The sequence below is a fragment of the Streptomyces boninensis genome, assembly GCF_048572725.1.
GTDB classification, from domain to species: domain Bacteria; phylum Actinomycetota; class Actinomycetes; order Streptomycetales; family Streptomycetaceae; genus Streptomyces; species Streptomyces boninensis.
Window position 1 is genome coordinate 2117208 of sequence record NZ_CP183837.1, and the last position, 22576, is coordinate 2139783.

Consider the following 22576-nt stretch of genomic DNA (forward strand, 5'->3'; position numbering starts at 1 on the left):
ACGAAGTACGCCCGTCCTCCCGCGGTACCACCGCCCGCCTCGACCAAGGCCCTCCGGTCGGACGATCCAGGGGCGCCCGCTGCCTAGCGTCGTTGGCATGACTATTGAAGCCCGCGGGCTGACCAAGCGTTACGGCGATAAGACCGCCGTGGATGAGCTGACGTTTACCGTGCGGGCCGGCACGGTTACTGGCTTTCTTGGACCCAATGGGGCCGGGAAGTCGACGACGATGCGGCTGATTCTGGGGCTGGATCGGGCCACTGCCGGGACGGTCACCGTTGCCGGGCGGCCGTACGCCGCGCATCGGGCGCCGCTGCGCGAGGTCGGGGCGCTGCTGGAGGCGCGGTCCGTGCACGGGGGCCGGAGTGCGTACAAGCATCTGCTGGGGCTGGCGCTCACGCAGGGGATTTCGCGGGGGCGGGTCGATGAGGTCATCGAGGCCGTCGGGCTTGCGGGGGTGGCGAAGAAGCGCGTGGGTGGGTTTTCGCTGGGGATGGGGCAGCGGCTCGGGATTGCTGCGGCGCTGCTCGGCGATCCCGCGACCGTGATCCTCGATGAGCCGGTCAACGGGCTTGATCCGGAGGGGGTGCTGTGGATCCGTAACCTCCTCAAGTCCCTCGCCGCCGAGGGGCGCACCGTCTTCGTCTCCTCCCACCTCATGAGCGAGATGGCGCTCACCGCAGAGCAGTTGATCATCATCGGCCGCGGCCGGCTGCTCGCCGACACCACCGTGGAGGAGTTCGTACGGTCGGCAGGTCGCGACGAGATCAGCCTCAGATCACCCGAGACCGGCCGGCTTCGCGAAGCCATCGCCGGACCCGGCGTCACCATCACCGCCGACGCCCCCGACACGCTGCGCGTATCAGGCCTCGACGCCGAGGCGATCGGCCTCGCCGCCGCCGCCCACGGCATCCCGGTCTTCGAACTCACCCCGCACCGCGTCTCCCTGGAGGACGCCTTCATGGAGCTGACCCGCGACGCCGTCGAGCACCACGCCGCGCCCGTACCGAACGAGCAGGAGCAGGAGGTCGCCGCATGAGCACCACAAAGACCGCCGCTCCCACCCCCACCGTCACCCCCACCCGCGTCCTCCGCTCCGAGTGGTCGAAGCTCTTCTCGCTCCGCTCCACCTGGTACGCCCTCGCCGGCGCGATCGCCGTCAGCCTCGCCATCGGCCTGATCGTCGGCATCACCTACAAGGACGGCGGCGACGGCCCCGCCGACCCGGTCGAAGTCCCCCTCTTCGGCCTCAACTTCGCCCAGCTCATCCTCCCCATCCTCGGCATCCTGACCGCCGCCGGCGAATGGTCCACGGGCCTGATCCGCGCCACCATGGCCGCGGTGCCACGCCGCCTCCCCGTCCTCTGGGCAAAGGCGGCAGTCCTCGGCACGGCGGTCTTCGTCACCATCCTGGCCACCGCGTTCATCACCTTCCCGCTGGCGCAGCCCTTCCTCTCCGGTACGAGGATCGAGGCCGGCCTCGGCGACCCGGGCGTGGCCCGCGCCCTGATCGGCTCGGCGGCCGCCGTCGCCCTCATCTCCGTGCTCGGCCTCGCCCTCGGCGCGCTGGTCCGCTCCATCCCGGCGTCGATCGGGATCTTCGTGGCGGTCCTGATGATCGTGCCCAGCCTCGCCCAACTCTCCCCGTACGACTGGGTCGAGACCACGATCAACTACACCCCGCTCTACGCCGCCGAGCCTCTGGTCAAAGCCCTTCCCGCCGACGACCGGATCTCGCCCCTCGCGGGCTTCCTCACGCTCTGGGTCTGGGTCGCCGCGGTGCTCGCCGCGGCGGCGGTGCGGCTGCGGCGCAGTGACGTATGACGGTGGTGCGCGCGACGATGGGCGCATGGACGTGACGCCGGCACCGACGACGCACCCCGCGTATGCCGTCATCCGGCGGGTGTGGGCGTTCGACGCCCGGCACCCGCTGGTGTGGGACGCGGTGGTGCCCGGGGTGATCGGGCTGCCCGGGCTGCTGCAGCTGTTCGGCGTCTTCGACGCGCGCGCCGCGGAGGAGCGGCCGGATGGCACGGTGACCTACCTGGCGGACGTGCCGACGCCCGTCCTGTGGCTGGTGTACGCCGGCCTCGTGCTGCCGCTGCTGTGGCGCCGCCGGCATCCCTTCGCCGTCTACTGCGCCGTCGCCGCCGCACTCACCGTCCACGACGCGTACCACCTCGCACTCGCCTCCGCGGCGGCGATCGGCGCCGCGCTCTTCTCCGTCGCCCTGCGCCTGCCGATATCCCGCGTCGCGTGGGCGGCCGCCGTGGTGGTCGCGGGCCTGGCCTTCGACCTCCTCCAGAACCCGCCGTCCGACCCGCTGCGCGAGTACATCCCGGTGGTCGCCATCTTCACCGCGATCGTCACGACGGCGTTCACGATGCGCACCCGCCGCGAACACATCGGCGCCCTGGAGGAGCGCGCCCGCCAACTCGAGGTGGAACGCGACCAGAAGGCCCGCCTGGCCGCCGCCGCCGAACGCTCCCGCATCGCCCGCGAAATGCACGACATCGTCGCCCACAACCTCGCCGTGATCGTTGGCCTCGCAGACGGCGGCTCCTATGCGGGCGCGAAGTCCCCCCAGCGCCAGGGCCAGGCCCTCGACGCGATCTCCACGACGGGCCGCGAGGCCCTGGCCGAACTCCGCCGCCTCCTCGGAGTCCTCCGCCCCGAGGAGGCCCAGCCCGAACTCGCCCCGCAGCCCGGCCTCCCGGAGCTCGACGCGCTCGTCGACCGGGTACGGGCGGCGGGGCTGCCGGTGCAGTACGCGGTGCGCGGCGATGCGGGCGCGCTGTCGGAGGGCCAGCAGCTGACGGTGTACCGGGTCGTACAGGAGGCCCTGACGAATACGCTCAAGCACGCGGGCGCGGGGGCGCGCGCGCAGGTGAAGCTTGCGTACGAGGGGGGAGCAACGGTGGAGATCACGAACACGGGCAGCGCAAAGCCGGCTCCGCCGGACACGTCGGGCCAGGGCCTGGCGGGCATGCGCGAACGCACGGCGCTGTACGGGGGCGACTTCGAGGCAGGCCCGACCCGTAACGGCTGGCGGGTGAGCGCCACTATCCCGCCACCGGAAGCCGCCGGCGCGAAGGAGGGGTCGGAGTGGAGCGACGCCGCCGAAAAAACCCAGCACCGCGCAGCAGCTGACCACCACGTTTTTTCGGTGGTGTCGCGGAACTCCGGCCCCGGCCCCCGCACCCAACAGGGCAGCACCCCATGACCGCAGTCCTCATCGCCGACGACCACGCCCTCCAACGCCTGGGCTTCCGCATGCTCCTCGAGAGCCAAGACGACATCTCCATATCGGGCGAAGCCGCCAACGGCACCGAAGCCGTCCGCATGGCCGCCGAACTCCGCCCCGACGTCGTCCTCATGGACGTCCGCATGCCAGGCCTCGACGGCATCGAAGCGACCCGCCGCATCGCCGCGGAGGGCGGCCGCAGCCGGGTGCTGATCCTGACCACCTTCGACCTCGACGAGTACGCCTTCGCGGGCCTGCGCGCCGGCGCCAGCGGCTTCCTCGTCAAGGACGCGCTGCCCGCGGAGCTGCTCGCCGGCATCCGCGCGGTCGCCTCCGGCGAGGCGGTGGTGGCCCCGGCGCTGACCCGCCGCCTGATCGAGAAGTACGCGCATCTCCTCCCGGAGGGCCCCGCGACCCCGGACGACGCCCCCGACCCGCGCCTCGCCGCACTCACCGACCGCGAGGTCGAGGTCCTCCGCGCCATGGCGCAGGGCTGGACCAACGGCGACATCGCGACGCGCCTGCACCTCGCCGAGTCGACGGTGAAGACGCACGTCGGGCGGATCCTGACGAAGGTCGGCGCCCGCGACCGCGTGCAGGCGGTGATCTTCGCGTACGACGTCCGGCTGGTGCGCCCGGCATAACCCCGGCATGACCCCGGCATGACCCCGCCACGACCCCGCCATGGCCCGCCCTCTGGCGCTGGACGTGTCCATGCACAAAGATCCGATGTGTTGGGACTCGGGCGGGTTTCGAGCGGAGGGGCCGATGACCGTGCACAGTTGGATGCGCTACTTCTCCCCCAGCCCCGTGCACCAGCGCCTCGGCCTCGTCTGCCTCGGCGTCGGGCTGCAGTACGGGACGCTGCCCGAGGTCGGACCGCGGACGCTCGACCACCACGTGGCGGTGGTGGTCAGCAGCGGGTCCGGCTGGTTCCGGGCCGGTTCACGCCCGCGCGTGGAGGTACGGGCGCCCGCGGTGCTGTGGCTGCTGCCGGGGATGGCGCATCATTACGGGCCCGACACGGACAAGGGCTGGGACGAGGCGTTCGTCGACTTCACCGGCCCCGCCGTGGCCGCGTACGCGGAGCTCGGCTGCATCGAGGGCGACGACCCCGTGGTGCCGCTCGGCGAGGCGGACACCGCCCGGGCGGTGATCACTCGGATCGCGCGGGCCGCCCGACGCGGAAACCCGCTGCTGGAGCTGGAAACGGCGGCCGGCGTACACGAACTGCTGGTCACCCTGCGCCGCTCCCGCGCGGACATCGGAGGAGACGGCCACCCAGTGCTGGAGGCCCTCGCCAGAGACGCCTTCCTCCCCCTCTCGGTCGCCGAACACGCGGCCCGGCACGGCATGACGACGGCCGAGCTGCGCACCGCGGTACGCAGAGCCGCGGGCTGCAGCCCCAAGGACTACCTGCTGGGCATCCGCCTGAGCCGCGCCAAGGAGCTGCTGGCGGCGACCGAGCTGCCGGTGGCGGCGGTGGCCCGGCGCGTGGGATACGACGACCCGGCATACTTCAGCCGCCTGTTCACCCGCCGCGTGGGCACGGCCCCGGTCCGCTTCCGCGAGACGCAGGGCCGCGCGGTCCCGGGCGGCTATGCCACCACCATCCCGGACCCGGACCGGCCACCGACGATCGTACGGGCGGGCCGCTGAGCCAAGCCGCCCAGCCGACCACCAGCTACGCCATCCGACCGCCAGCTACGCCAGCCGCGCTGGAAACCCACCCGTAGCCAACGGCCCCCACCGCTCCGGCGTGATCCGGATCAGCGACTTCCCCTGCTTCAGCATCGCGGCCCGATACTCATCCCAGTCCGGATGCTCCCCGGAGATATTGCGGAAGTACTCGACGAACGGCTCCACATCCTCCGTCGCATCCACGACATCAGCCGGCCCATCCACCTGCACCCACGGCCCATTCCACTCATCCGACAGCACGAGGATGCTCGCCTGCGGATCCCGCCGCACATTGCGGGTCTTCGCCCGCTCCGGATAGGTGGACACCACAATCCGCCCCGAGTCATCAACCCCGCAGGTCAGCGGCGACGCCTGCGGCGACCCATCCGCCCGCCGGGTGATCAGGATGCCTCGGTGCCGGGTCCGTACGAAGTCGAGGAGGGCCTCGCGGTCGACGCGCGTGTTCGTGGCGATGTTCGGGCTCATGGCTCCCACCGTACGCTTGGGGTAGTCGGACCACGCTGGGGGCGCTCAGTGGACAGCGAGATCGTGCACGGTTTTCCGCACCTGGCCATGGTGCGGTCGGCGCTCACCGCGCTCTACAAGCGGCTGGACCGCGACACCCTCCACCGCGACTACGCCACCAGCGTCCTCGCCGGCGACGTCACCTTCGCCGACGCCGACGACCTGCATCTGGGCGTGCAGCGCATCGCCCGCGTCATGGTGCAGCACCTGCACCTCCCGGACGCCCGGATGATCGTCTCCTTCCGGGACATGGAGCATGCGGCGAATGTCGAGCTGGAGGCGGGCCCCGAGTACTTCATCGAGCTGAACTCCCGCTTCCGCAACTACCGCCGCGACATCGGCGCCGCCCTCGCCCACGAGGTGATGCACGTCAGCCTGCACCGACTGGGCCTGAACTTCCCCGGCACCCGCGACAACGAAATCCTCACGGACACGGCGACCGCGTATCTGGGCGCGGGCTGGCTGCTGCTGGACGCGTACCGCGAGAGCAATGGCACCCGGCAGAAGCTCGGCTATCTCACCCCGGAGGAGTTCGGCTACGTCGTCGCCAAGCGGGCGCTGGCCTTCGGCGAGAGCCCGGAGACGTGGTTCACGAGCGCGCAGGCGTACGACGCGTACACGAAGGGGCTGGCGATGGCGCGCCGGGACGCGGAGCGGCCGCCGCTGGCCGCGAGCGGGTGGGCAGGGCGGCGGCGGTACGCGAAGGACCGGCGGCAGGCGCAGGAGTTGTTCGCGGCGGCCAGGGGCGGGGTCATGACGACGACGGAGGCGCCGGACCACGGATACGCCTTCGAGGGCCGGTCCCCGCTCCGGGTCTCGTTCCCCTGCCCGGTATGCCACCAGCGCATCAGGCTCCCCGTCCGCGGCCGGGTCCGGGCCCGCTGCGCCCTCTGCCACACCGTCCTTGACTGCGACACCTGACAGCCACCTCACGACCACTTCGCTAGGGTTCGGGCCATGGAAGCCACGCCGCCGCCGAACGAGCAGAACGACCAGGCCGCAAGCACGCCCACGACCTGCTATCGCCACCCGGACCGCGAGGCGCACGTCCGCTGCACCCGCTGCGACCGCTACATCTGCCCGGACTGCATGCGCGAGGCGGCGGTGGGCTTCCAGTGCCCCGAGTGCGTCTCCGAGGGCAACCGCGAGGTCCGCCAGGCCCGCACGGCCTTCGGCGGCACGCTGCGGCAGAACTTCGTGCCGGTGGTCACGTACACGCTGATCGGCCTGAACGTCCTGGCCTACATCGCGCAGGCCGCACTCGGCGACGAGTTCACCAACCGCTTCGACAACTTCGGCCGCGGCTGGATCGCATCGAACGGCGGCGCGCTGTACGAGGACCAGGGCTACCCGATCCCCGGGACCGACCCCGCCGGCATCGCACACGGCGAATGGTGGCGCCTGATCACATCGGCCTTCCTCCACCAGCCCCCGACGAGCGGCATCGGCCCGCTGCACCTGCTCATGAACATGTACATGCTGTGGATGCTGGGCAGAGTCGTGGAACAGGGCCTGGGCCGCTCCCGCTACCTGGCCCTCTACCTGATCTCGGCCATCGGCGGCTCGGTGCTCGGCTACGTAATCAGCCCCTACCAGCCCGCCCTGGGCGCCTCAGGCGCCATCTTCGGCCTGATCGGCGCCTACTACTTGATGACCCGCCGCCTCGGCCGCCCCGACACCCAGTTCTTGGTCATCGGCTTGATCTGGCTGGTCATCTCAGCAGGCTTCACCAGCTGGGAAGGCCACCTCGGCGGCCTCCTCGCCGGCGGCGCCACCGCCTTCGTCTTCGCCTACACCCCACAGCACCACCGCAAGGTCCTGCACATCGCAGGCCCGGCGGTGGTGCTGGTGGTGCTCGTAGTCGCCACGGTCATCAAGACGGCGTCGCTGTCTTGATGAAGCCTCAGCGGGTCACCGTCTGCACTTCCTTCACGGTCACCGGAATTTCGGTCGTCGACTGACCGTCGGGGAACTCCGGCTCCTGCGCCGGCCCATCAGGGTCGGCGGAGTCGGTCCATTTCACGTTCCAGGTGATGGAGGCCTGGAAGGTGTAGTTGGTATCCCCTGATGCCCTGCGGTAGGTGATGTTGCAGTCCGATCCTGCGGTATCGACCGCGTAGCCGTCGCCCTTGTCCACGAGCTTGTAGTCGCATGCGGCCGGGCTCGCGTTCGCCGTGCCGGCTTCCACGTGCAGTGTGGCGGGCGTTGCGACCGTGGTCGCGGCCAGGTCGACATCCGCGTTGTTGATCGATGCGGTCACCCATACCCGCTCAAGCTGCTTCGCGAATTTGACCTGTGTGTCGAAGTTGACGAGCTGGCGGCCGGCGCCCGGGCTCAGTTCCACGGGCGGAGCAGGCAGCCTGGTACGGGCATAGGCCAAACCTGCCAGGATCTCTGGATCGATGACAGGCGTACCGGCAGGCGCCGGGTCGGCCGGCCCAATGAACATGAACTGGTTGTAATAGTCACCACACTGAGACCTGTAGGAACTCTCGGGCGCCGCCTCGTCCACCACCAATTCGTACCAGGATCCCTTGTCGCCCCGGTGGAAATCGTCCTCGGCATAGTCATTGGGGATCTGGCCACCCCCGTTCTGCGGCCCGACGTACGCGTCGTTGGCGTACTGCTCGAATTCCTTTGGGGAGTAGCGCGGTTCGAACCAGCAGGCCGGCGGGGACCAACTCTGGCCCACTGGGGCCATGGGGGTCCCGCCCGACCCTGGGCGGCTCTGGTTGTACTGCACTGACGAGTCGATCTCGGCCGGATCCTGCCTCGCCCCACCCCCACCGGGCTGGGGCACCCCATTGGCTGCCATCACCGGACTCGCGGCGCCGACCACAAACCCCATGGTCAACGCACTAATAGCCAGTGCGCCTCGCCTCATGATTGCTGACACCTCGCAGACTTGAGGAAAGTCCTGTCCACGACCATCTGCCAGGTGCCGTCGGATGACTTCTTCATCGTGGCCACGTGGCTGATGAAGTCCGCGATACTGGGCTTCGTCTTCCGCACCTTCTTAGTGGAGAGCACCTTCGCATACGAGTTGGTCTGGTCCTCGCAGTACATGATGCTCGCCGTCCCGGCTCGTTTATTGAGCTTCACGTCGCGGTCGTAGTAACGCACCACGCCAGTGATCGTCTGGCCCTTCTTCTTCAGCTGCTGGATGCTGCCCGCCCATCCGGCAAGCGCATCACCACCGAGATACTTCTTGAGTTCAGGCAAGTCCGAGTCGAGCTTAGCGGCGGCCAGGTTCACGGCCTGCACAGCGCTGGCATGGTCCCGGAGAAGGGAGGCCGGGGCCTTCTGACCTGTTGAGGCGGCGTCTACCTCAACCCGGACATCGCTCGGAAATGCGAAATGAGGGCCCTCAGGTGACGGCTCGGCAGAGCGAGTTGGCACGTCGCTCCCCTGTCGCGCGCCTTCGATCCGGCCGGACCCTTCATTGCCTGAACTGCCGCAGGCCGTGAGCAGCAGCGACGCTGCCATTACCGCGGGCGCGCCGCGGCGCATGCGGTTGTTCATGGCACAACCAACTCCCATCCGTCCTTGACCGCCCGCGATAGGCAGCCGAAGAAGGGAGGTGGAACTCGACGCCCCCGCGCATCACTTCGCGGCAGCGTACCAACGCCGCAACACGAGGAACAGGTGCACCTTGAGTTTCACGGGAAAGTGGTACGTCGCCCTGAATCAGAGCGACGTACCACCGGTCAGCTCTCAGCCCTTGACCGCGCCCGCCGCCAGCCCCGACGCCAGGCGGCGCTGGACGAGGATGAAGAAGATGAGCACCGGTACGGTGATCAGGGTTGAGGCGGCCATTACCGCGCCCCAGTCCGTGCCGTGTTCGCCGAAGAACTGGTAGATACCCACGGCCGCGGTGTACTTCTCGCTGTCCTTCATGAAGGTGTACGCGAACACGAATTCGTTCCAGGCCGTGATGAAGGCGAAGATGCTCGTCGCCACCAGCCCTGGCGCCACCAGCGGCAGCAGCACGGAGCGGAACATCCGCCACCACGAGCAGCCGTCGATGTACGCCGCCTCCTCGACCTCCTTCGGCACCGTGTGCACGAAGCCGCGCAGCGTCCAGATGGCGAAGGGCAGCGACAGCGCGATGTACACGATCGACAGGCCCAGCAGGGAGTTCAGCAGCTCGTAGTCGCGCATCTGGATGAACAGCGGGATGACCAGCGCCTCCAGCGGCACCATCTGCACGATCAGCACCATGATCAGCACGGACGTGCGGAACTTGAACTTGAACCGCGCCACCGCCACCGCCGCGAAAAGCGCCAGCAGCCCCGAGAGCACGATCGTGGCGATGCCCACGATCGCCGAGTTCAGCAGATAGCGGCCGAAGTTGCCGTTATCCAGTACGGTGCTGAAGTTCTCGAAGGAGATCCCACTGGGCAGCACGTCGGCCCCGCGCAGCGTCGCCTTCGGGTCCAGCGCGGTGGTGAGCATCCAGTAGACCGGCAGCAGGGTGAAGGCCAGCAGCGCGGCCACCGCGACCGGGAGGCCGAGCCGAGAGGCCAGGGTCGTGCGCCTCACAGGTCCTCCCCCTCCTTGAACAGTGTGCGGATGTAGACAATCGTGATCACGATCAGCACCAGCGTCAGCATGACCGCGGCCGCCGCGCCGGTTCCGTAGTCCTGCTTGGCGAAGGCCTGGATGTACGAGAAGACACCCAGGTTCGCCATCTCAGGGTGAGTGCCACTGCCGCCGGGCATCGCATAGATCTGGGTGAAGACCTTGAAGTCCCAGATCGTGGAGAGGATGGTCACCACGGCGAAGACCGGCTTGATGGTCGGCACAGTGATCTTCCAGAACCGCTGCCAGGAGTTCGCCCCGTCCAGCTCGCCCGCCTCGTACAGCTCCTTCGGGATCGTCAGCAGTCCGGCCAGGACCGTGACGGCGACGAAGGGGAAGCCGTGATGGACCACGTTGATCGTGGCGATGGCGTAGAAGGACAACCTGTCGCTGAAGAAGTTCGCCGTATCCGCGTCGACCAGGCCGACCGTGTCCAGCACCTTCATGAACATGCCGTCCTGGGGCGCGAACAGCCACACCCACACATACGTGCCGGTGATCTGCGGCATCGCCCAGGCGGCCATGATGGCGGTGGAGCAGATCAGCCGCCACACCGGCCCGAGGCGGTTGAGAAGCAGCGCTACGAGCGTGCCGACCGCGATGGTGAGCACCACGCAGGCGAAGGTGAATCCCACCGTGTTGGGCAGGACCGTCTTCCAGAAGTCGCTCTGCTTGAGCAGGTTGGTGTAGTTGTCGAAACCGACCCAGGTGCCGACGCCGCCGCCGAACTTGACCGCGTACTCCTGGAACGACAGCTTGCCGACCTGGATCAGCGGCCACAGCAGCAGCCCGGCGAGCACGACGAGCGACGGGGCCAGGAATACCCAGGGGCGAGTGCCGGCGATCAGGCGCCGGCGGCGGGCGAGGGCCTCGCCGGAGGTGCGGCGGGGCCGCGCCGGCTCCTTCACAGGAGCCGGCGCGGCCTCGTCAACGAGATTTTCTGTCACGTGACTTGCTCTCGTATCTGTTCGACCCGGTGGTTACTTCTTCTCCTTGGCGAAGATGTCGTCCATCTCCTTGGCGGCCTTGTCCGCGGCCTCCTGCGGAGTGGCCTTGCCCTCGACGATCGCCGTGACCATCTTGGTGACGACGGCCGATGCCTGGATCTTGCCGTACGCCGGGGTCTTCGGCACCGTGGTGCCGCCCTCGGTCATCTGCTTGGCGAACGGAGTGACCAGCGGGTCGCCCTTGTCGGCCATGGCCTTGACGCCGGAGTTGGTGCCGGGGAAGTAGTTGGTCTGCTCGGCCCACTTCTCGGCGTACTTGCCGGAGGTCATGAACTTGATGAACTCCCAGGAGAGTTCCTTGTTGTGGCCGTTGAAGGCGGAGAGGTACGAGCCACCGAGGAAGGACGGGCTGATGCCGCCGGTCTTGCCCGGGACCGGAATCGCGGCCAGCTTGCCCTTCAGCTTCGGGTTCGCCTCGACGTACGCCTTCGGAGTCCAGTTGCCGGACATCGTCATGGCGATCTTGTCCTTGACGAAGTCGTCCTTGACCTCGGTCTCGGTCCAGTTGTTGACCTTGGTCGGGCCGAGCTTCGCGAGGTCGGTGTAGAACTTGATGCCCTCGACGGACTTCTTGGAGTTGATCTCCGACTTCCACTTCCCGCCGGACTCGGTGGCCAACTCGCCGCCGTTGCCCCAGATCCACGGGGTCGCGAACATCTCGGCGACACCGGGGACCGGGAACGGGATCATCCCCGGCTCTTCCTTCTTCAGCTTCTCCGCCGTGGACTTCAGCTCCGCCCACGTGGTCGGCGCCTTCAGCTTGTGCTTCTCGAAGATGTCCTTGCGGTAGACGATCGAGCGGACGCCCGCGTACCAGGGCATGCCGTACTGCTTGCCGTCCAGGGTGCCGGCGTCCTTCAGGCCCTCGACGAGGTCGCTGTCCAGGCCCGCGCCCTTGACGTCCTTCGTCACGTCCACGAGGGCACCGGTCTCGGCGAACTGCGGGATGAAGGTCGTGCCGACCTCGGCGACGTCCGGGACCTGGTCGGGCCCGCCCTCAATGGCGGTCGTGAACTTCTGCTGGACGGTCTTCCACTGCTGGAACTCGACCTTCACCTTCGCCCCGGTCTTCTTCTCAAAGGCCTTCGTGACCTCGTTGAAGAAGGGCTTCGCGTCGGGGTTGGTGCCCTCCATGATCCAGACCTTGAGGGTCTTGCCCTCGCCGGAGGCGCTGTCATCGCCGCCGTCGTCGCCGCCGCACGCCGCGAGTGAGAGTGCCATCGAGACGCTGACGGCGCCTACGACCAGTTTGCGCATGAACCCGCTCCCCAAGCAGAAGGAAAGTCCAACGTGTTGTCTAGACCAGATGAAGGGAAGGTAAGGAGCGGCTGAGACCTTGGTCAAGACCTTTCCGGCCGGGGATGCGGAACCGTTGCCTTCGCCAATTGTCCGACCACTGGCACTTTCGGGAGCATTCGTTGCATCTTGCACCTTAAACGCCGGTGCCGCCCCATCCACCCGATCGGCCCACGTGCAGGCGCGCCCCCTGACCACCCGGTGTTACGACGGAGACAAGGCCCGGGCAATCCGGCTGGGGTCCACAACAGAGAGGCGGCATGCACCATGCCGATACAACTCGCCCTCTCGGTCGACTTCGGCCAGGGCTTCACCGACGCGATGTCGAGCGTGATCAGCTTCATACCCAAGCTGATCGGCTTCCTCGTCATCATGGTCATCGGCTGGATCATCGCCAAGGTCATCGCCCGCGCTTGCACGGCGCTTATGCACCGACTGAACTTCCACCACCTCGTCGAGCGCAGTGGCATCTCGCGCCACATGGAGCGCACCAACATGGACGCCGTCGGCCTGGTGTCCAAGATCATCTACTACGCCATTCTGCTGATGACGCTGCAGATGGCGCTCGGCGTCTTCGGCCCGAACCCGGTCAGCGACCTGCTGCGCTCCATCGTGGCCTGGCTGCCCAAGGCGATCGTCGCGGTCCTGCTCGTCGTCATCACGATGGCCATTGCCAAGCGCGTACGGGAGATCGTCGAGGGCGCGCTGTCCGGCACCTCGTACGGCCGCACCGTCGCCACCGTGGCCTGGGCCTTCATCGTCTCGCTCGGCGTGATCGCCGCGCTGGGGCAGGCGGGGATCGCCACCTCGATCACCGGTCCGTTGCTGACGGCCGTGCTGGCCACCGCCGCGGGCATCGCGATCGTCGGTGTCGGCGGCGGCCTCATCGCCCCGATGCGGCAGCGCTGGGAGCGCTGGCTGGCGCATGTGGAGCAGGAGCAGGCGAAGGTCAGCACCGGCAACGGCAGCGGCCCCTCCGCGTACCAGGCCGGCCGCTCTGACGCCGCCGCTGGTCAGCCCGCCGGGGAGTACGAGACCGGCAGCACCCGGCCGCTCGGAGACGAGGGGTACGGGCGCCGGTAAGGCCGTGAGCCCATGAGCCCGAGGCTTCAGCTGCCCAGCAGGTCGTACTCGCGGACCAGCCAGCACACCGCCGTCAGGCGGAGCGCGGCGAAGTCGTAGCCGACCGGCTCGCGCCAGCCGTTCTCGCCGAGGACGTCCGTGAAGCCCAGCACGTAATCCGTCAGGTCCTCGCGCCGCAGCTCGGCGCGGGGACCTGGCACGTGGGCCGAAGACCCGGGCGCGAGCGTGTCCCGTACCGCCGCCGCATGCTGGTCGACGGCCGCCACCAGTCCCGGCTCGAAGGCGAACTCCGACAGCCGCGGCAGGTACTGCGCCGTCACCGCGGTGAGCGGGCAGCCGGGCGGTCCGGAATCGGGCGATACGTTGTGCACCGGACGACTATAGCCCTTCCGTTCGAAGAGGCGGTATGACCCAAAAGACACCACGGCGCCTGCCTCCGGTCGGGGAATGGCAGGCGCCGCGTTGTGACGACCGCACGCCCTTGTGCGGCGATGTCGCTCCGCTCCGGCCAGAGGAAGAGACCCCTGGTCCGGGTGAAGCTGCTGTGGTCCGGGACGGACAGAGCCCCGGGATTCTGTTGTCGGAGGACCGCGGCGAAGCCGCCTACGCAGTCAGCGCCCGGTCCGTCGGCTTGATGGGGGCCGGCAGGGCGCTGGCGCCCGTCAGGTGGCGGTCGACGCCGCGGGCGGCGGAGCGGCCCTCGGCGATGGCCCAGACGATCAGGGACTGGCCGCGGCCCGCGTCGCCGGCGACGAAGACGCCGGGGACGTTGGTCTCGTAGTCGCCGTTACGGGCCACATTGCCGCGCGGGTCGAGGTCCAGGCCGAACTGCTCGACCAGGCCGTTCTCCCGGTCGACGCCCGTGAAGCCCATCGCCAGGGTGACCAGCTGGGCCGGGATCTTCTTCTCCGTGCCCGGGATCTGCTCCAGCTTGCCGTCCTTGAACTCCACCTCGATCAAGTGCAGCCACTGGACGTTCCCCTCCTCGTCGCCCTCGAAGTGCGTCGTCGAGACCGAGTAGACCCGCTCGCCGCCCTCCTCGTGCGCCGAGGTGACCTTGTACGTCATCGGGAACGTCGGCCACGGCTGGTGGCCGGGGCGGTCGTCCGACGGGCGCGGCATGATCTCCAGCTGGGTCACGGACGCGGCGCCCTGGCGGTGGGCCGTACCGACGCAGTCCGCGCCCGTGTCGCCGCCGCCGATCACCACGACGTGCTTGCCCTCCGCCGAGATCGGGGAGGTGGTCAGGTCGCCTTCCTGGACCTTGTTCGCCAGCGGCAGGTACTCCATCGCCTGGTGGATGCCGCCGAGCTCGCGGCCCGGCACCGGCAGGTCACGCGCCGTCGTGGCGCCCGCGGCGATGACCACCGCGTCGTACCGGCGGCGCAGCTTCGTCGCGTCTATGTCGCGGCCGATCTCCACCTCGGTACGGAACTTGGTGCCCTCCGCCCGCATCTGCTCGATGCGGCGGTTGATGTGCCGCTTCTCCATCTTGAACTCGGGGATGCCGTAGCGCAGCAGGCCGCCGATGCGGTCGGCGCGCTCGTACACCGCGACCGTGTGGCCCGCCCGCGTCAGCTGCTGCGCCGCCGCCAGGCCCGCCGGGCCCGAGCCGATGACCGCCACGGTCTTGCCCGACAGGCGCTCGGGCGGCTGCGGCGTGACGTCACCCGCGTCCCAGGCCTTGTCGATGATGGAGACCTCGACGTTCTTGATGGTCACGGCCGGCTGCGAGATGCCGAGCACGCACGCCGACTCGCACGGAGCCGGGCACAGCCGCCCGGTGAACTCCGGGAAGTTGTTCGTCGCGTGCAGCCGCTCGGACGCCGCGGACCAGTTCTCGCGGTACGCGTAGTCGTTCCACTCGGGGATCAGGTTCCCCAGCGGGCAGCCGTTGTGGCAGAACGGGATGCCGCAGTCCATGCACCGGCCGGCCTGCTTGCTGATGATCGGCAGCAGCGAGCCGGGGACGTAGACCTCGTCCCAGTCCTGCACGCGCTCGTCGACGGGACGGGTCTGCGCGACCTCGCGGCCGGTGGTCAGAAAGCCCTTCGGGTCAGCCATTGATCGCCGCCTCCATCATCTTCTCGTGGGTCTCGGTCTCGGAGAGACCCGCGCGCTCACAAGCGTCCTTGGCGGCGAGCACCTTCTTGTACGTGGCCGGGAAGACCCGGCTGAAGCGGGTCACGGAGGACTCCCAGTCGGCCAGGAGCTTCTCCGCGACGGTGGAACCGGTCTCCTCCGCGTGGCGGCGCACGACGTCGTGCAGCCACTGCTTGTCCTCGTCGTCCAGCGGCTCGACCGCGTCGGTCAGCTCGCGGTTGACGTTGTCCGGGTCGAGGTCGATGACGTACGCGATGCCGCCCGACATGCCGGCCGCGAAGTTGCGCCCGGTCTCGCCGAGGACAACGGCGCGGCCGCCGGTCATGTACTCGCAGCCGTGGTCGCCCACGCCCTCCGACACCACCGTGGCGCCGGAGTTACGGACGCAGAAGCGCTCGCCGGTCCGGCCGCGCAGGAAGATCTCGCCGCCGGTGGCGCCGTACGCGATGGTGTTGCCGGCGATGGTCGAGTACTCGGCGAGGTGGTCGGCGCCCCGGTCCGGGCGGACGATCAGGCGGCCGCCGGACAGCCCCTTGCCGACGTAGTCGTTCGAGTCGCCCTCCAGGCGGAGGGTGACACCCCGCGGCACGAAGGCGCCGAAGGACTGGCCCGCGGACCCGGTGAAGGTGATGTCTATGGTGTCGTCCGGCAGGCCCGCGCCGCCGAACTTCTTCGTCACCTCGTGGCCCAGCATGGTGCCGACGGTCCGGTTGATGTTACGGATCGAGACCTGGGCGCGGACCGGGTGCGCGTCCTCCGCGGAGGGCGCGGCGAGGGCGTCGGAGGCGAGCTTGATCAGCTCGTTGTCGAGCGCCTTGGCCAGGCCGTGGTCCTGGTCGGTGATCTGGTAGCGGACGGCGCCTTCCGGCAGGTCCGGGACGTGCAGCAGCGGGGCGAGGTCGAGGCCCTGGGCCTTCCAGTGGTCCACCGCGCGCTCGACGTTGAGCACCTCGGCGTGGCCGATGGCCTCGTCGAGCGTACGGAAGCCGAGCTCGGCGAGGTACTCGCGGACCTCCTGGGCGATGAACTCGAAGAAGTTCACCACGTGGTCGGCCTGGCCGGTGTAGCGCTCGCGCAGCACCGGGTTCTGGGTGGCGATGCCGACCGGGCAGGTGTCCAGGTGGCAGACGCGCATCATGACGCAGCCGGAGACGACGAGCGGGGCGGTGGCGAAGCCGTACTCCTCGGCGCCCAGGAGCGCCGCGATGACGACGTCCCGGCCGGTCTTCAGCTGGCCGTCCGTCTGCACGACGATGCGGTCCCGGAGACCATTCAGCAGCAGGGTCTGCTGGGTCTCGGCGAGGCCGAGCTCCCAGGGGCCGCCGGCGTGCTTCAGCGAGGTCAGCGGGGACGCGCCCGTACCGCCGTCGTGGCCGGAGATCAGGACGACGTCCGCGTGCGCCTTAGACACACCCGCCGCGACCGTACCCACGCCGACCTCACTGACCAGCTTCACGTGGATGCGGGCCTGCGGGTTGGCGTTCTTGAGGTCGTGGATCAGCTGCGCCAGGTCCTCGATCGAGTAGATGTCGTGGTGCGGCGGCGGCGAGATGAGGCCGACGCCCGGCGTCGAGTGCCGGGTCTTCGCCACCCACGGGTACACCTTGTGGCCGGGCAGCTGGCCGCCCTCGCCGGGCTTGGCGCCCTGGGCCATCTTGATCTGGATGTCGTCGGAGTTGACCAGGTATTCGCTGGTCACGCCGAAGCGGCCGGAAGCCACCTGCTTGATCGACGAGCGGCGCGCCGGGTCGTACAGGCGGTCCGCGTCCTCGCCGCCCTCGCCGGTGTTGGACTTGCCGCCGAGGCGGTTCATCGCGATGGCGAGGGTCTCGTGCGCCTCCTGGGAGATGGAGCCGTACGACATGGCGCCGGTGGAGAAGCGCTTGACGATCTCGCTGACCGGCTCGACCTCGTCGACCGGGATGGACTGCCGGTCGGAGGTGAAGCCGAAGAGGCCGCGCAGCGTCATCAGCCGCTCGGACTGCTCGTCGACGCGCTCGGTGTACTGCTTGAAGATGTCGTAGCGCTTGGTCTGCGTGGAGTGCTGCAGGCGGAAGACCGTCTCCGGGTCGAAGAGGTGCGGCTCGCCCTCGCGGCGCCACTGGTACTCGCCGCCGATCTCAAGGTCCCGGTGCGCCGGGGCGATGCCCGAGGCCGGGTAGGCCTTGAGGTGCCGGGCGGCGACTTCCTTGGCGATGACGTCGAGCCCGGCACCCGCGATCTTCGTCGTGGTGCCGTGGAAGTACGTGTCCACGAACTTCGGGTCCAGGCCGACGGCCTCGAAGACCTGCGCGCCGCGGTACGAGGCGACGGTGGAGATGCCCATCTTGGACATCACCTTCAGCACGCCCTTGCCGAGCGCCTTGATCAGGTTCTTGATGGCCTGCTCGGGGTCCATGTCGCCGGGCAGGAAGGTGCCGGCACGGACCAGGTCCTCGACGGACTCCATGGCGAGGTACGGGTTCACCGCGGCCGCGCCGTAGCCGATCAGCAGCGCGACATGGTGCACCTCGCGGACGTCGCCCGCCTCGACCAGCAGGCCGACGTGGGTGCGCTGCTTCGTACGGATGAGGTGGTGGTGGACGGCCGAGGTGAGCAGCAGCGACGGGATCGGCGCGTGCTCGGCGTCGGAGTGCCGGTCGGAGAGCACGATGAGGTGCGCGCCGGCCTCGATGGCGGCGTCGGCCTCGGCGCAGATCTCCTCGATCCGGGCGGCGAGGGCGTCGCCGCCGCCGTGGACGCGGTAAAGCCCGGACAGGGTCACGGCCTTGAAGCCGGGCATGTCGCCGTCGGCGTTGACGTGGATGAGCTTGGCGAGCTCGTCGTTGTCGATCACCGGGAAGGGCAGGGTGACGCTGCGACAGGAGGCCGGGGTCGGGTCCAGCAGGTTGCCCTGCGGGCCGAGGGAGGAGATCAGTGAGGTGACCAGCTCCTCCCGGATGGCGTCCAGCGGCGGGTTGGTGACCTGCGCGAAGAGCTGGGTGAAGTAGTCGAAGATCAGCCGCGGCCGGTCGGAGAGCGCGGCGATGGGCGAGTCCGTGCCCATGGAGCCGAGCGGTTCGCCGCCGGTCTTCGCCATCGGGGCGAGGAGGACGCGCAGCTCCTCCTCGGTGTAGCCGAAGGTCTGCTGGCGGCGGGTGACCGAGGCGTGGGTGTGCACGATGTGCTCGCGCTCGGGGAGGTCCTCGAGCTCGATGAGCCCGGCCTCCAGCCACTCCTGGTACGGGTGCTCGGCGGCGAGCTCTGCCTTGATCTCGTCGTCCTCGATGATGCGGTGCTTCTCGGTGTCGACGAGGAACATCCGGCCCGGCTGCAGGCGGCCCTTGCGGACGATCCGGTCCGGCTCTATGTCGAGGACGCCGACCTCGGAGGAGAGGACGACGAGGCCGTCGTCGGTGACCCAGTAGCGGCCGGGGCGCAGCCCGTTGCGGTCGAGGACCGCGCCGACGAGGGAGCCGTCGGTGAAGGTGACACAGGCCGGGCCGTCCCAGGGCTCCATCATCGTGGAGTGGTACTGGTAGAACGCCCGCCGCGCGGGGTCCATGTTGGGGCTGTTCTCCCAGGCCTCCGGGATCATCATCAGCACCGAGTGCGGCAGCGAGCGGCCGCCGAGGTGCAGCAGCTCCAGCACCTCGTCGAAGGTGGCGGAGTCGGAGGCGTCCGGGGTGTTGACGGGGAAGATCCGGTCGAGCGCGCCGTCGCCGAACTTGTCGGAGAGCAGCTGCGACTCGCGGGCCCGCATCCAGTTGCGGTTGCCCATCACGGTGTTGATCTCACCGTTGTGCGCCACGAAGCGGTACGGGTGGGCCAGCGGCCAGCTCGGGAAGGTGTTGGTGGAGAACCGCGAGTGGACCAGCGCGATGGCGGTGGCGAAGCGGCGGTCCGAGAGGTCCGGGAAGAACGGCTCCAGCTGGCCGGTCGTCAGCATGCCCTTGTAGACGATGGTGCGCGCGGACAGCGACGGGAAGTAGACGTCGACCTCGCGCTCGGCGCGCTTGCGCAGCACGAAGGCCTTGCGGTCGAGGGCGATGCCGCTGCTGGCGCCATCGGCGTCGGCAACGAACAGCTGCCGGAAGGCGGGCATGACCTCGCGCGCGCCCGCGCCGAGCAGCTGAGGGGCGACGGGGACGTCACGCCAGCCGAGGACCGTAAGACCCTCGTCGGTGGCGATGGCCTCGATGCGCTCGACGGCCTTGGCGGCGGCCGCTTCATCGGCGGGCAGGAAGCCGATGCCGACCGCGTACGAACCGGCGGCGGGCAGCGTGAAGGGGACGTTCTCGCGCAGGAAGGCGTCCGGGACCTGCAGCAGGATGCCCGCGCCGTCGCCGGTGTCCGGGTCGGAGCCGGTGGCCCCGCGGTGCTCGAGGTTACGGAGAACGGTGAGCGCACGCTCGACGAGTTCGTGGCTCGCCTCGCCGGTCAGGGTGGCCACGAAGCCGACGCCGCAGGCGTCATGCTCATACCGGGGGTCATACATCCCCTGCGGGGCAGGGTGGGCCGCCATGAATGCGGAGCGCATCGGCTCTCCCGTCGTCGTCGTGGCAGATGAGGCATGCCGAGGGACGACGTTGGCCCTCTGCGGTGCTGGTGTTTCGGGTTCGGGCAAGTGCCCTGCGCAAATTTTCGTGCAGGTTACATGATGCCCTTGCTTCTCGCGAAGCGGATACTGCATTCCAGAATGCGGACACCCGGATCACGGGTACCGAGATGGGCGAACGGGCGGCTCGACCTCTATCTGCCCAGGTACAGACGGGGGCGACGCTGCCCTCGCTGCATCAGTCACCCATGCCCCAGGATGACCACCGCGAAACCGGTGGGTAACGATGGATTCGCAGGCGGGACGCAAATTAGCAGCAGATTCCGGCGACGGCTACGACGTGCGTCACGCGGTCCAGCGACCGGTCCGGCACCCGAGCTCCTTCGGCCACGCCCGAAGAGCCTGGCCCCGGCGCTCTCGCGCGCGCGAGCCTGCGCGCATGGCAGTAGACACCGCACCGGCCACCTCCGACACCCGCACCCGGCTCGCCTCGCGGCGCTATCTGGCCGCGTACCTGACCACCGGCGTGCTGCTGACGATGATCGGCCGCATGCTGTGGGTGTGGGTCGGCTACGGCCTGGCGTACGAGGAAAACAGCGTGTCCGACCTGCTCAGAGCCCTGGTGGACCCGAGCGTACGGCTCGACACGATGATGCTCGGCCGGAACCAGTGGGCGGTCGGCGGCGCCCTCATGGTCGTCGGCCTGCTGGCCCTGATGCGCCGTACCGCCGCCCGCGGGGCCGCCATGGTGCTCGCGGCGATCATCGCCTGGGCGGCGGTGCGCGAGCTGATCGGCATCGCCTCCGATCCCGAATTCCGGTCCAGCTACTTCGGCGACACCGCCCTCGCCGCGCCGATCATCGGCAGCTGGCTCTTCGCGCTGGCCGCGGCGGTGAGCGTGCTGATCATGATGGGTCGCTCGGGGACGGCCGACCACCGGATGCTGCCGGGCAGCGAGGAGCGGCCGTATCTGATCTCCGGGGTGCTGATGCTCTTCCTCGGCCTCGCCACGCTGGGCTGGCTGCTGCGGAGGTACATCGACCCCGTCAGCGCCGGCAGCGCCTTCGCCGACAACCATCTGCTCGACTACGCGGAGGGGCTGGTGAACGCGGGCGGGCCGATGCTGACCGAGTTCGCGGGCAGCGAGGCGTTCTACGAGACGGCGTACGCGGTGGGCTTCCTGGTGCTGGGCACGCTGGCGCTGCTGCGCCGCCCGGTCGCCCGCGGCGGGGCCCTCGTGCTGAGCTCGATCATGCTGTACCTGAACCTGCGGCAGCTGGCGGGGATCACGTTCACCGGCCAGGAGACGCCGGCGACCTCGCCGCTCCCGACGGACCGGGTCTTCATCCCGAGCTGGGGCTCCTACGCCGGCTCCTGGGAGGGCCGGCTCTGGCTGGCCACGCTGGTCCTCGGCACCATCGCGGCCGCCACGGTGCTCGTCATGCTGCTCCGTGCCCCGGGACGGGTCCTGGTGCGGTGAGCGCGGGCGCCGCCGGTCCCGTCAGCAGCGCCGTGCCGAGCGGCGTCAGCGCGTGGTGCACGCGATTGCGCTGCCGGGTCGTGACGACGAGCCCGGCCCGGCGCAGCACCGCGGCGTGCTCGCTGGCGCTCGACGGGGCGACGCCCGCCCGGCTCGCCAGGTCGGCGTTGCTGCACGGCTCGCGCAGGCTGTGCAGGACGACGGCGCGGGTGTGGCCGAGGAGCGCGGTGAGCTCGGCGGGCAGGGTGGGACTGGACCCCTGCCCGGAACCGTCGGCGCGCGCCGGATAGACCAGCACCGGCGGCAGCTCCTCGTCGGCCAGCACCACCGGCGTCCGCCGGCAGAAGTACGACGGCACCAGCAGCAGTCCCCGCCCCCGCAGGTGCAGATCCCGCTCCACGGGATAGTCCGCCGTCAGCACCGGCGCCGCATACCGCAGCGCCGGCGCGAACGTCCGCAGCATCGCCTCGGTCCCCGCCGTGCTCTGCGCCTGCGCCCGCCGCACCCGGTCCTCTTCCGTACGGGCCGCGATCCGCCGCCACGCGGGCGCGAGCGCGGAGTCGTGATACGTACCGAGCGCCTGCCCGAGCCGCCGCATGCCGCCCGCCTCGCCGTCGGCGAGCTCCCGCGTCCACGCGGGCAGCGGGGACGCGGCCGCCACCCGCCCGATTTCGGCGCGCAGCCGCCGCCGCGGGGTGCCCAGCACGGCCTCCACACCGTGCTCGAAGCCCGCCGAAGAAGCGGCGGGCGTGAGGAAGTCCGGGAAGTACCCGCGCGTCGGCATCAGCGGGCGCAGCGCCCGCAGCGCGGCCCGGCCGCGCGGGCAGCCGCCCTCCCGCCAGGCGGCCAGCACCGGATCGGGCCGCCGCTCGCCGAGCTGCTGCACGCTCAGCACGGTCTCCCACAGCGGATCGGGCCCGTCGGCGATGCGCGTCCGCGCCAGGTCCCCGGCGGTGAAGTGCACTCGCAGCATCTCGTCTCGCCCTCCCCCGATGGCAGGCACACGAGTCTAGTGCTGCCCACCGCCCGCAGACTTTGAC

The 22576-nt window shown here is 69.6% G+C and carries 19 protein-coding genes; 9 read left to right on the plus strand and 10 right to left on the minus strand.

All coding sequences use genetic code 11. The annotated features are described in order from the left end of the window. Positions 1-97: 97 nt before the first annotated feature. From ACNNMR_RS09465 to ACNNMR_RS09485, 5 genes are all read left to right on the plus strand, one after another. Positions 98-1039 (plus strand): ABC transporter ATP-binding protein, encoded by a 942-nt coding sequence (locus ACNNMR_RS09465; protein ID WP_419994090.1) that lies wholly within the window; start codon positions 98-100, stop codon positions 1037-1039. Beyond that, a complete protein-coding gene (locus tag ACNNMR_RS09470) occupies positions 1036-1824 on the plus strand; it encodes an ABC transporter permease (protein ID WP_419994091.1) in 789 nt (262 codons plus the stop codon). Before ACNNMR_RS09465 ends, ACNNMR_RS09470 begins: the two co-directional genes overlap by 4 nt. Positions 1825-1849: 25 nt before the next feature. Continuing rightward, the gene (locus ACNNMR_RS09475) at positions 1850-3223 is read left to right on the plus strand and encodes a sensor histidine kinase (RefSeq protein ID WP_419994092.1); all 1374 of its coding nucleotides are present in this window, start codon (positions 1850-1852) and stop codon (positions 3221-3223) included. After that, positions 3220-3888, plus strand: a complete 669-nt coding sequence (locus ACNNMR_RS09480; RefSeq protein WP_419994093.1) for a response regulator — start codon at positions 3220-3222, stop codon at positions 3886-3888. The genes ACNNMR_RS09475 and ACNNMR_RS09480 overlap by 4 nt, the downstream gene beginning before the upstream one ends. Before the next feature lie 124 nt (positions 3889-4012). Continuing rightward, positions 4013-4903, plus strand: coding sequence for a helix-turn-helix domain-containing protein (locus ACNNMR_RS09485; RefSeq protein ID WP_419994094.1), 891 nt, complete (start codon positions 4013-4015; stop codon positions 4901-4903). Positions 4904-4948: 45 nt separating this feature from the next. Here the strand turns inward: ACNNMR_RS09485 and ACNNMR_RS09490 are convergent, their stop codons facing one another. After that, positions 4949-5410, minus strand: coding sequence for a PPOX class F420-dependent oxidoreductase (locus tag ACNNMR_RS09490; protein ID WP_419994095.1), 462 nt, complete (start codon positions 5408-5410; stop codon positions 4949-4951). An 87-nt stretch (positions 5411-5497) separates the two neighbouring features. Between ACNNMR_RS09490 and ACNNMR_RS09495 the strand changes: the two genes are divergently transcribed. Together ACNNMR_RS09495 and ACNNMR_RS09500 are read left to right on the plus strand one after the other, a co-directional pair. Next, on the plus strand, positions 5498-6370 hold the full coding sequence (locus ACNNMR_RS09495) for a hypothetical protein (RefSeq protein ID WP_420000309.1): 873 nt from the start codon (positions 5498-5500) through the stop codon (positions 6368-6370). Positions 6371-6406: 36 nt separating this feature from the next. Further along, the gene (locus ACNNMR_RS09500) at positions 6407-7345 is read left to right on the plus strand and encodes a rhomboid family intramembrane serine protease (protein WP_419994096.1); all 939 of its coding nucleotides are present in this window, start codon (positions 6407-6409) and stop codon (positions 7343-7345) included. A gap of 7 nt (positions 7346-7352) precedes the next feature. Here ACNNMR_RS09500 and ACNNMR_RS09505 read toward each other — a convergent pair whose 3' ends face one another. The 5 genes from ACNNMR_RS09505 to ACNNMR_RS09525 form a co-directional block, all read right to left on the minus strand. Continuing rightward, positions 7353-8297: a hypothetical protein gene (locus ACNNMR_RS09505; protein ID WP_419994097.1), complete on the minus strand. Its 945-nt coding sequence runs from the start codon at positions 8295-8297 to the stop codon at positions 7353-7355. A 32-nt stretch (positions 8298-8329) separates the two neighbouring features. Then, a complete protein-coding gene (locus tag ACNNMR_RS09510) occupies positions 8330-8971 on the minus strand; it encodes a hypothetical protein (protein WP_419994098.1) in 642 nt (213 codons plus the stop codon). 192 nt (positions 8972-9163) lie between these two features. Beyond that, entirely contained in the window at positions 9164-9991 is an 828-nt protein-coding gene (locus ACNNMR_RS09515; RefSeq protein WP_419994099.1) for a carbohydrate ABC transporter permease, read from the minus strand. Continuing rightward, on the minus strand, positions 9988-10977 hold the full coding sequence (locus ACNNMR_RS09520; RefSeq protein WP_419994100.1) for a carbohydrate ABC transporter permease: 990 nt from the start codon (positions 10975-10977) through the stop codon (positions 9988-9990). The genes ACNNMR_RS09515 and ACNNMR_RS09520 overlap by 4 nt, the downstream gene beginning before the upstream one ends. Positions 10978-11010: 33 nt before the next feature. Continuing rightward, a complete protein-coding gene (locus ACNNMR_RS09525) occupies positions 11011-12294 on the minus strand; it encodes a sugar ABC transporter substrate-binding protein (protein ID WP_419994101.1) in 1284 nt (427 codons plus the stop codon). Between the two features lie 306 nt (positions 12295-12600). Between ACNNMR_RS09525 and ACNNMR_RS09530 the strand changes: the two genes are divergently transcribed. Further along, complete coding sequence (locus ACNNMR_RS09530; RefSeq protein ID WP_419994102.1) at positions 12601-13416, plus strand: mechanosensitive ion channel family protein; 816 nt, start codon at positions 12601-12603, stop codon at positions 13414-13416. A gap of 26 nt (positions 13417-13442) precedes the next feature. Here ACNNMR_RS09530 and ACNNMR_RS09535 read toward each other — a convergent pair whose 3' ends face one another. From ACNNMR_RS09535 to gltB, 3 genes are all read right to left on the minus strand, one after another. Continuing rightward, on the minus strand, positions 13443-13787 hold the full coding sequence (locus tag ACNNMR_RS09535) for a DUF6401 family natural product biosynthesis protein (RefSeq protein WP_419994103.1): 345 nt from the start codon (positions 13785-13787) through the stop codon (positions 13443-13445). 232 nt (positions 13788-14019) lie between these two features. After that, positions 14020-15480: a glutamate synthase subunit beta gene (locus tag ACNNMR_RS09540; RefSeq protein ID WP_419994104.1), complete on the minus strand. Its 1461-nt coding sequence runs from the start codon at positions 15478-15480 to the stop codon at positions 14020-14022. After that, a complete protein-coding gene (gene gltB / locus ACNNMR_RS09545) occupies positions 15473-20023 on the minus strand; it encodes a glutamate synthase large subunit (protein WP_420000310.1) in 4551 nt (1516 codons plus the stop codon). Before gltB ends, ACNNMR_RS09540 begins: the two co-directional genes overlap by 8 nt. 472 nt (positions 20024-20495) lie before the next feature. Here gltB and ACNNMR_RS09550 point away from each other — a divergent pair, with 472 nt between their 5' ends. Then, positions 20496-21536 (plus strand): hypothetical protein, encoded by a 1041-nt coding sequence (locus tag ACNNMR_RS09550; RefSeq protein ID WP_419994105.1) that lies wholly within the window; start codon positions 20496-20498, stop codon positions 21534-21536. Here ACNNMR_RS09550 and ACNNMR_RS09555 read toward each other — a convergent pair. After that, positions 21496-22509, minus strand: coding sequence for a winged helix-turn-helix domain-containing protein (locus ACNNMR_RS09555; protein ID WP_419994106.1), 1014 nt, complete (start codon positions 22507-22509; stop codon positions 21496-21498). The genes ACNNMR_RS09550 and ACNNMR_RS09555 overlap by 41 nt on opposite strands. Between the last annotated feature and the right edge of the window lie 67 nt (positions 22510-22576).